The organism is Hathewaya massiliensis, assembly GCF_902143515.1.
In the GTDB taxonomy this organism is placed as follows: Bacteria; Bacillota; Clostridia; order Clostridiales; family Clostridiaceae; genus Hathewaya; species Hathewaya massiliensis.
In genome coordinates, this window is record NZ_CABFVD010000005.1 from 253,750 (window position 1) to 263,333 (window position 9,584).

Genomic DNA, 9,584 nt, shown 5'->3' on the forward strand with positions numbered 1-9,584 from the left:
AGATGTTAATGAAAGTTTTAACTGTTTCTAACTTAAATAATTATATTAAAAAATCCTTTGATAATGATGTAATTTTAAACAATATATACGTAAAAGGTGAACTTTCTAACTGCAAGGTGCATAGCAGTGGTCATATATACTTTTCAATTAAAGACTCTAATTCTAAATTAAATGGAGTTATGTTTAGAGAATATGCAGAAGGATTAAAGTTTATTCCTAAAGAAGGAGATAAAGTAGTTGTAAAAGGTAGAGTATCTGTATATGAAAAAGAAGGAACATATCAAATATATGCAAGAGAGATTGAACTTGAAGGTGTAGGAGAATTATACTATGAGTTTAATCTTTTAAAAGAAAAGTTAAAATCAGAAGGATTTTTTGAAGAAGAACATAAAAGAGAATTACCTCTATACCCTAAATGTATAGGGGTAATAACCTCACCAACAGGTGCAGCTGTAAGGGATATTATTAATGTTGCTAAAAGAAGAAATCCTAAGATAAACCTTTTAATATATCCTTCCTTAGTTCAAGGAGACTTGGCACCGAAGGATTTAATTAAGGGTATAAACCATCTAAATACCTTAGATGAAGTAGATTTAATAATAATAGGTCGTGGTGGAGGTTCTATTGAAGAATTATGGGCTTTTAATAATGAAGAGCTTGCATATGCAATATATAATTCTAAAAAGCCTGTAATTTCTGCTGTGGGGCATGAAACAGACTTTACAATTGCAGACTTCGTAAGTGATATGAGAGCACCCACACCTTCAGCAGCAGCTGAAATTGCAGTACCTTCATATTTGGATTTAAGGGATAGGATTGAGAATTTTAGTGAAATATTAAATAGAAATGTTTTAAGTAATTTACGTGAAGAAAGAGAAAAAATAAGTTTAATATTACATAAGCTAAAATTACAGAGTCCTAAATCTTATATAGTAAACCAGTATGACTATGTTGATTCCCTACTTCATAAAATTAATAATAATATTGATATCACCTTAAAACTTCAAAAAGAAAAAGTGATTAAAAACCAAGCTCTTTTAAATGCACACAATCCTTTTGGAGTTTTAAATAAGGGATATTCAATTTTACAAAATGAAAGTGGGAATGTAATTAATACTATACAAGACCTTAAAAGTCAAAGTGAAATTCTTGTAACTTTAAGGGATGGCAATGTTAAACTTAAAATACAGGTGGTGGAAGAATAAATGGCTACAAAAAAACAGTCTTATGAAACCATGCTTAAAAACCTTGAGAATATAGTTTTAAAAATGGAAAATGAAGATTTAAATCTTGAGGATAGAATAAAGAGTTATGAAGAGGGAATAAAATTATCTCAAAACTTATTTAAGACTTTAAATGAGATGGAAGGTAAAGTAAGCATATTAAAAGATGGTGTTGAGGAGAACTTTCTACAAGAATAAAATTTAAAGAGGTAATCTAATGAGTTACGAGTTTTTAAAGAAGAAAATTGATGATTTTTTACAGAGACATTTTGAAGATAAAGGATCCTATAATAAATTAATATATGAGTCTATGGCTTATAGCTTGAATGTAGGTGGAAAGAGAATAAGACCAGTGTTAGCTCTACTTACATATGGACTTTATAAAGATGACTACGAAAATATCATCCCTATGGCAGCATCCATAGAGATGATACATACGTATTCCCTAGTACATGATGATTTGCCTTGTATGGACAATGATGATCTTAGAAGAGGAAAACCTACAAATCATAAAAAGTACAATGAAGCTATAGCTGTACTTGCAGGAGATGGACTACTGAATGAAGCTTTTAATCTTATGCTATCTTGTAATATAGAAGAAGGTTTAAAATTACAAGTAATTAGGATAATTTCAGAAGCTTCTTCAGTAGAAGGTATGATTGGTGGCCAGGTGGTAGATATTTTAAGTGAAAATAGAGAAATTGAAAAAGAAGAACTATATTATATGCATAGAAAAAAAACAGGAGAGCTAATAAAAGCATCTGTATTAGTAGGTGCTATTTTGGGTGGTGCAAGTAAAAATGATCTAGAGCTTTTAAATATCTATGGAGAGAAGTTAGGCCTGGTTTTTCAAATAATTGATGATATATTAGATGTTGAAGGAGACACAGAAAAGCTAGGAAAAAATATTAATATGGATATTACTAGACATAAGACTAATTTTATAAGTATTTACGGTATGCGTAAGTGTAAATCATTAGCAAGAGAAATTACAGAAGAATGTTTTTCTGTTTTAGATAGATTGGATAGAGATACTAAAGATCTTAAAAACCTTACAGAATTTTTATTAAAAAGAGATGTTTAAAATAACTAAATTATTATAAGTTACTATATCATTATAAGTATATTATTAAAATATATTTCTACTTTTGAACAAAAATAATTTTTATGATATAATTACGAATAAAGTAGTATAATATCTCAGTATCTAATTCGCTACTAAACAATTAATTATTGTTAGTAGCTTTTGTTTTATTTCTAATTTAGCACAGTATATCCAATTTTTAAAAAAGGAAAGATGAAAATGACTAATAAATTAAATAATTATTCAAATATAGATGAAATAAATAATATGTCTATGAAAGATTTAGAACTTTTTTCACAAGAGATTAGGGAATTTTTAATAGATAAAGTATCTAAAACTGGGGGGCACCTTGCATCAAATTTAGGAGTTGTAGAGTTAACACTAAGTCTTTACAAAGTCTTTAATTTTAAAGAAGATAAAATTATATGGGATGTAGGACATCAATCTTATATTCATAAAATTTTAACTGGAAGAAAGGATAAATTTGATAACTTAAGGGAGTATGGGGGAATTAGTGGGTTTCCTAAAAGAAATGAAAGTGAATATGATTATTTTGAAACTGGTCATAGTTCAACATCGATCTCAGCTGGACTTGGTATTGCAAGAGCTAGAGATTTAAAGGGTGAAAAATATGATGTTGTTTCTGTAATAGGAGATGGTGCATTAACTGGAGGAATGGCACTTGAAGCTTTAAATGATCTTGGTTATAGTAAAACTAAAATGATTATAATTTTAAATGATAATCAAATGTCTATTGCAGAAAATGTAGGCGGTATGTCTACTTATTTAAGTAAGTTAAGAACTAACCCTACTTATAATAAAATTAAAAGTGATGTAAATGCAACTTTAAGAAAAATTCCTGCGGTAGGAAAGGACATGGCATCATCAATTCAAAAAATAAAAGATGGAGTAAAACAAATAGTTGTTCCAGGAATGTTTTTTGAAGAGATAGGTATTAAGTATTTTGGGCCTATAGATGGACATAACATAAAAGATCTTACACATGTATTGTCCCAGGCAAAGCAAATGGATGAACCGGTTATAATCCATGTAATCACAAAAAAAGGTAAGGGATATAAATATGCAGAACAAAATCCTAATAAGTTTCATGGTATAGGACCATTTAACTATTCTAATGGAAAAACTGGATCTTCAAGTGCTATATCTTATTCTAAGGCTTTTGGAGATGCTATGATTGAGCTTGCAAAGACTAATAAAGAACTTGTTGCTATTACAGCAGCTATGCCAGATGGTACTGGACTCTGTGACTTTAGTAAATTATATAAAGATAGATTCTTTGATGTTGGTATTGCAGAACAACATGCTGTAACTTTAGCCGCAGGTATGGCTTCTAACGGTTTAAAGCCCGTATTTGCAGTTTATTCTACATTCTTACAAAGGGCTTTTGATCAAGTAGTCCATGATGTATGTATTCAAAACTTACCAGTGATTTTTGCTATAGATAGATCTGGTATAGTAGGGCAAGATGGAGAAACCCATCAGGGTGTCTTTGATATTTCATATTTATCTTTAATACCTAATATGACTATAATGAGTCCTAAATGCACATCAGAACTAAAATATATGTTAAGTTGGGCTATTTCACAAAATAATGGACCTGTTGCCATAAGATATCCAAGAGGTGGGGATAGTAAAAACGTTAAATTTTCTCCTTTAAAAACTTATGAAAAGGGAGTTTGGGAGAGTGTATGTGGTTATGGAAATGTTGGTATAATAGCTACGGGTAAAATGGTTGAGCATGCAGTAATTGTTAGAGAAAAGTTAGAATCTATGGGGATAAAATCCGAGGTTATTAATGCAGCCTTTATAAAACCAATAGATAAAATTATGTTAGATTCTATGTTAAAAAGATTTAAATTGATTTTCACCATGGAGGATAATGTTATACATGGAGGTTTAGGTGTTGCTATAAATAACTACCTAGGTGAAAAGTGTTACAAGGGTAGGGTAATTAATCTTGGATTTAAAGATGAATTTATACCACATGGAGATGCTAATTTGTTATATGAACTATATGGGTTAGATGCAGAGAGTATAACAAAAAGAATTTATGAAGAATATAATAAATAGGTGAATTCACATGGAAGATAATAAACAAAGATTAGACATTTTACTAATAGAAAAAGGCATATTTAAATCAAGAGAAAGAGCAAGGGAAAATATATTAGAAGGAAGAATATATGTAGATGGCAATGTTGAAAAAAAGTGTGGTAGAAAGATTTCACCCGAAAGTGATATACAGTTCAAAGGAGAGCATTTAAAATATGTAAGTAGGGGTGGACTAAAATTAGAAAAAGCTATATCTAAGTTTAATATAGATTTAAGGCATAAAGTAACAGCTGATATAGGAGCATCTACTGGTGGTTTCACCCATTGCATGTTATTAAATGGCGCAAGTAAGGTCTTTGCCGTGGATGTAGGAAGAGATCAATTACATGAAAGTTTAAGACAAGATGAAAAGGTAGTATCATATGAAGAAACAAATGTTAAAGAATTAAAAGAAAATTATTTTGGAGAAGAGATAGAGTTTGTATCTATTGACGTTTCTTTTATATCATTAAAAAAAATAATGAAAAATGTATTAGAGATTTTAGGAGAACATGGGGAAATTATAGCCCTTATAAAACCTCAATTTGAAGCTGGGAAAAAGTTTTTAAATAAAAAAGGAGTAGTTAAGGATAAAAATATACATAAACAAGTGGTTTTAGATTTAGTTTATTATTTTCAATCTTTAAATCTCAAAATATTAGGCTTTGACTACTCCCCAATAACAGGTCCCAATGGTAATATAGAGTATTTAATTTATATGAGTATGGATTTAAATAAAAGTGATAAAATTTTCATAGATGACATTGAGAAGACTATAAGCTATGCATTCAACACTTTAAAGTAGGAGGAAACCTATGAAAAGGATAGGAATAAATATTAATAGAACGAAGGATAAAAGCACAGAAATTTTAAATTTAATAAAAGATATAATTTTAAAAGAAATAGATAATAGCATCATAACTGTTTTAGATGAGATTGAATTAAACCATGAAGTTCTAAAAGATCTAGATATGATTATAAGTCTAGGTGGAGATGGAACTATTTTAAACACAGTTAGATTAATTGAAGGCCATCCTATTCCAATATTAGGAGTTAATATTGGAAATTTAGGATTTTTAACTAGTTCAGAATTAAATAATTTTGAAGAAGAGTTTAAAGATATTTTAAATGGTAACTATACTATAGAGAATAGATTGCTTTTAGATTGTAAGATTAATAAAGATGAGAATACAAAGTTTAGAGCATTAAATGATATAGTAATATCAAAGGGAACTTTATCTAGGATAGTTAAATTTAATATTTATATAGATGGATTTCTTTTTACATCATTTAAGGCTGATGGCATAATAATATCTACACCAACAGGTTCAACAGCCTATTCTATGTCTGCAGGTGGACCTATAATTTATCCTACTTTAAAAGTTATATCTATAACTCCGATATGCCCTCATATACTAGGGATGAGAACACTTGTTATAGATTCTAATTCTGAAATACAAATAAAGCCAGAACTTTCATCTGATAAAATATTTTTAACTATAGACGGACAAAGCTCTAAATCAATGAGCGATTATGATTATATAACAGTTAAATCTGCACAGCAGGAGTGTAAATTAATTAGAACTAAAAATTATGATTATTTTAGCGTTCTAAGAAATAAAATAATAAACAAATAAAAAATAAACAAAATATTATGATAGAAGGTGGTTTAATGAAAAGTAAAAGACAGTCTTTAATATTAGAAATAATTAATTCTACAGATATTGAAACACAAGAGGATTTGGCAGAAGAGCTTGAAAAGAGAGGCATAGCTGTAAAGCAATCAACCTTATCAAGAGATATTAAAGATTTAAGACTTACAAAAGTTCTATCAGATAATAAAAGATATAAATACTCAGCTATAACTAGAAAAGAAAATTTAGAATCAGACAGAATGATGAGGATTTTGGAAAACACCCTTATTAATGTTGAGAAAGTAGATAAAATTCTTGTAATTAAAACTATATCTGGTGCTGCATCTGGAGCAGCAGAAGCTATAGATACCCTTGAATTTGAAGGAATTGCAGGAACTATAGCAGGGGATAATACTATTTTCATTTTGTTTAGGCAGGAGATAAAGGCTGAAGAAGTACTACAATCTTTATTTAAAATAATTAATCATTAATAGTAATTTTAGCTTAAGAAAGAGTGGGATAAAATGCTCCTTGAATTAAATATTGAAAATTTTGCATTAATGGAAAAATTGAACATAAGATTTGATAAAGGCTTCAATGTACTACTTGGAGAAACTGGCTCTGGTAAAAGTATAATAATAGATGCTATTAACTTTGTCTTAGGAGAAAAGTTTAATAAAAATTTTATTAGAACGGGGGAAACAAAGACTTTTGTTGAGGCCATATTTACTATAGAAAATTACGATACAAAAAGAATTTTAAAGGAATTAGATATAGAATTTGAAGATATTGTTATCATAAGTAGAGAAACACATAAACAGGGAAAATCTATTGCTAAAGTAAACGGTAAATCGGTTATAATAAGCAAATTAAAAGAAATTAGTAAAAGCTTGATGGATATTCATGGACAACATGAAAATCAGAGTCTTCTAAGCACAAATAAACATATACAATATATTGATTATTATGGATATAATCAAATTGAAGAAACTCTAAAAGAATATAAGATTAAATATAATAAAGTAAAAGAAATAGAAAAAGACTTACAAATATTAGAAGCTAGAGAACAAGAAGATCTTAGAAAAGCTGAATTTTTAAAGTTTCAATTAGAAGATATTACTAAAGCAGATTTAAAATTTGGAGAAGACGACCAATTATTAGAGAGACATAGTTTATTAAGTAATTCAGAAAAAATTCAAAATAATTTAAATTTATGTTATAACATGTTATATAATAGTACAGAACAATACAGAGCAGTATATGATAGTATAAACTATGTTATTAGAAACTTAAGAAATATAGAAGAACATCAAAAGGATATTAAAAAGATTGCTGATTCCTTTGAGGAAATATACTATATTATAGAACAAAATGTTCATGAAATTACTAGTATACAAGGAAGAACAAATTTTGATAAGGATGAGTTAGATTACATAAATGAAAGATTATATTTTATAGAAGGCTTAAAGAAAAAATATGGTAATACAGTAGAGGATATTTTAAAATATAAAGAAAAAATTGAAATTGAATTTAACTCTCTAAAAAGTAGAGAAGATTCTATAAATCAGTTATTAAAAGAAAAAGAAACTTTATATAATGAATTAGAATTAATAAGTAAGAAATTACATAATATAAGAGAACAGATTTCAAAAGAATTGGAAGATGCAATTAAAGTAGAATTTAACTATGTTGGGCTTGATAAGGTTAAATTTAAAGTTTCCATAGAAGAAGATAAAAATTATAATGAAAATGGTAAGGATTTAATTGAATTTTTAATTTCTACAAATCCAGGTGAACCTTTAAATCCAATTAATGAGATTGCATCTGGTGGAGAATTATCTAGAATAATGCTTTCCTTAAAGAGTGTATTCATAAATAAAGATAATATAGATGCTGTAGTTTTTGATGAAATAGATACAGGAATAAGTGGAAGAATAGCACAAAGAGTTGGGCACAAAATGTTTTTAATTTCAAAAACAAAACAAGTTTTTTGCATTACTCATCATCCACAAATTGCGGCAATGTCTGATAATTGTTATCTTGTTTCAAAAGAAGTTATAGGAAATAAGACCTTTAGTAAAATTAAATTAGCTACAGAAAAAGAAAAGATAGAATTTATAGCTAAAATGTTAGGAGGACTTAAAACTACAGAACTTTCTTTAGAGCATGCAGAAGAAATTTTAAAAATTGCAAGAGAAGACAAAAAAGAAATATCTTAATATAAAAAACTATGTTTATGCTTTTAAAGTGTAAACATAGTTTTTTTAGTTTAAATTTCAATAGATAAATTAAAATATAATTTTGAAATATTTTTTAACTTAAATTGAAGATAAACTATAGAATAATGAATAAGTATATGGGGAAATTTAAAACTAAACGAATAGAAATGGAGGTATAAAAAGTTGAATAATTATAGTAATAGAAGTAGAACTTTTCTTAGATTAATAATAATAATTACAATACTTTTTAACATTTGTTTAGTTAATAAATCAGAGAAAAAGATACCTCAAAGTTTTAATAGTAAATCAGTTAATGCTAAAGTAATGAACAATAAAAAAGTATATGTCGGTGGAGAACCTTTAGGAATACAAATAAATACAAAAGGAGTTTTAGTTGTTGGTCTATCGGATATAGATACTAAAGATGGGTTAAAAACTAGTCCAGCTACAAAAGCAGGAATTACTGTAGGAGATACTATTTTAAAGATAAAAGGTGTAGAAATTAATAGTGGAGAAGAACTTAGTTATATCATAAACAATTTAAAAGGAGAGGAAGTATTAATAGAAATAGAGCATAAAGGGAAAAAAATAAATAAAAAAGTAAATCCAATTAAAAGTAATGAAGATGATAAATATAAAATAGGACTTTGGGTAAGAGATTCAACTTCAGGTATAGGAACATTAACCTTTTATGATGAAAGCACAGGTATGTATGGAGCATTAGGTCATGGAATTGCAGATGTCGATACAGGTAGTATAATGAGCATCTCAAAAGGAGAAATAGTTAAATCAGAGATAGTGTCAGTTAAAAAAGGAGTAGAAGGTAATCCAGGTGAATTAAAAGGAATTTTTTCTAATGAGAAATCCATATTAGGAACTGTTGAAAAAAATACTATCTGTGGAATATTTGGAACTTACGAAAAGGATAAACATTTATCAAGAGGTCAATTTAAACATCCTATAGAAATTGGAACTAGAGAAGATATAAAAGAAGGGAAGGCACAAATTTATACTACTATAGAAGGTTCTACACCTAAATTATACGATATAGAAATACAAAAACTTCTGCCCCAAAATGAGCAGAATTCTAAAAGTATGTTAATAAAAATAACAGATGAGAGGTTACTTGAAAAAACTGGAGGCATAGTTCAAGGGATGAGTGGAAGTCCTATAATACAAAACAATAAAATAGTAGGAGCAGTTACGCATGTTTTAGTAAACAAACCAAACACTGGATATGGGATTTACATTGAATGGATGCTACAAGAATGCGAAAAAGTCCAAAATAACTAGAAAAAAAGCTTAAAACATAGTA

General features: G+C 28.0%; 9 protein-coding genes. All 9 read left to right on the forward strand.

Translation table 11 applies throughout. The features are described 5' to 3' along the window. Nucleotides 1–2: 2 nt before the first annotated feature. The 9 genes from xseA (at nucleotide 3) to spoIVB (ending at nucleotide 9,562) form a co-directional block, all read left to right on the forward strand. On the forward strand, nucleotides 3–1,205 hold the full coding sequence (gene xseA / locus FNZ64_RS11100; protein WP_142414876.1) for an exodeoxyribonuclease VII large subunit: 1,203 nt from the start codon (nucleotides 3–5) through the stop codon (nucleotides 1,203–1,205). Then, nucleotides 1,206–1,421, forward strand: coding sequence for an exodeoxyribonuclease VII small subunit (gene xseB / locus FNZ64_RS11105; RefSeq protein WP_142414877.1), 216 nt, complete (start codon nucleotides 1,206–1,208; stop codon nucleotides 1,419–1,421). 19 nt (nucleotides 1,422–1,440) lie between these two features. After that, nucleotides 1,441–2,307, forward strand: coding sequence for a polyprenyl synthetase family protein (locus FNZ64_RS11110; RefSeq protein WP_142414878.1), 867 nt, complete (start codon nucleotides 1,441–1,443; stop codon nucleotides 2,305–2,307). A gap of 219 nt (nucleotides 2,308–2,526) precedes the next feature. Then, complete coding sequence (gene dxs, locus FNZ64_RS11115) at nucleotides 2,527–4,398, forward strand: 1-deoxy-D-xylulose-5-phosphate synthase (protein WP_142414879.1); 1,872 nt, start codon at nucleotides 2,527–2,529, stop codon at nucleotides 4,396–4,398. Nucleotides 4,399–4,408: 10 nt separating this feature from the next. Next, entirely contained in the window at nucleotides 4,409–5,221 is an 813-nt protein-coding gene (locus FNZ64_RS11120) for a TlyA family RNA methyltransferase (RefSeq protein WP_142414880.1), read from the forward strand. Nucleotides 5,222–5,231: 10 nt separating this feature from the next. Next, nucleotides 5,232–6,053, forward strand: a complete 822-nt coding sequence (locus tag FNZ64_RS11125) for an NAD(+)/NADH kinase (protein WP_142414881.1) — start codon at nucleotides 5,232–5,234, stop codon at nucleotides 6,051–6,053. 35 nt (nucleotides 6,054–6,088) lie between these two features. Then, nucleotides 6,089–6,541, forward strand: coding sequence for an arginine repressor (locus FNZ64_RS11130; RefSeq protein WP_142414882.1), 453 nt, complete (start codon nucleotides 6,089–6,091; stop codon nucleotides 6,539–6,541). A 33-nt stretch (nucleotides 6,542–6,574) separates the two neighbouring features. Further along, nucleotides 6,575–8,269, forward strand: coding sequence for a DNA repair protein RecN (recN, locus tag FNZ64_RS11135; protein WP_142414883.1), 1,695 nt, complete (start codon nucleotides 6,575–6,577; stop codon nucleotides 8,267–8,269). A 183-nt stretch (nucleotides 8,270–8,452) separates the two neighbouring features. Next, nucleotides 8,453–9,562 (forward strand): SpoIVB peptidase, encoded by a 1,110-nt coding sequence (gene spoIVB / locus FNZ64_RS11140; RefSeq protein WP_243129256.1) that lies wholly within the window; start codon nucleotides 8,453–8,455, stop codon nucleotides 9,560–9,562. The last annotated feature ends 22 nt before the right edge of the window (nucleotides 9,563–9,584 follow it).

What these genes read in the sequence shown, in the direction of transcription:
- FNZ64_RS11120 (WP_142414880.1), top strand. Translation starts at nt 4,409, where the DNA reads ATGGAAGATAATAAACAAAGATTAGACATTTTACTAATAGAAAAAGGC.
- xseB (WP_142414877.1), top strand. Translation starts at nt 1,206, where the DNA reads ATGGCTACAAAAAAACAGTCTTATGAAACCATGCTTAAAAACCTTGAG.
- FNZ64_RS11110 (WP_142414878.1), top strand. Translation starts at nt 1,441, where the DNA reads ATGAGTTACGAGTTTTTAAAGAAGAAAATTGATGATTTTTTACAGAGA.
- recN (WP_142414883.1), top strand. Translation starts at nt 6,575, where the DNA reads ATGCTCCTTGAATTAAATATTGAAAATTTTGCATTAATGGAAAAATTG.
- FNZ64_RS11130 (WP_142414882.1), top strand. Translation starts at nt 6,089, where the DNA reads ATGAAAAGTAAAAGACAGTCTTTAATATTAGAAATAATTAATTCTACA.
- FNZ64_RS11125 (WP_142414881.1), top strand. Translation starts at nt 5,232, where the DNA reads ATGAAAAGGATAGGAATAAATATTAATAGAACGAAGGATAAAAGCACA.
- dxs (WP_142414879.1), top strand. Translation starts at nt 2,527, where the DNA reads ATGACTAATAAATTAAATAATTATTCAAATATAGATGAAATAAATAAT.
- xseA (WP_142414876.1), top strand. Translation starts at nt 3, where the DNA reads ATGTTAATGAAAGTTTTAACTGTTTCTAACTTAAATAATTATATTAAA.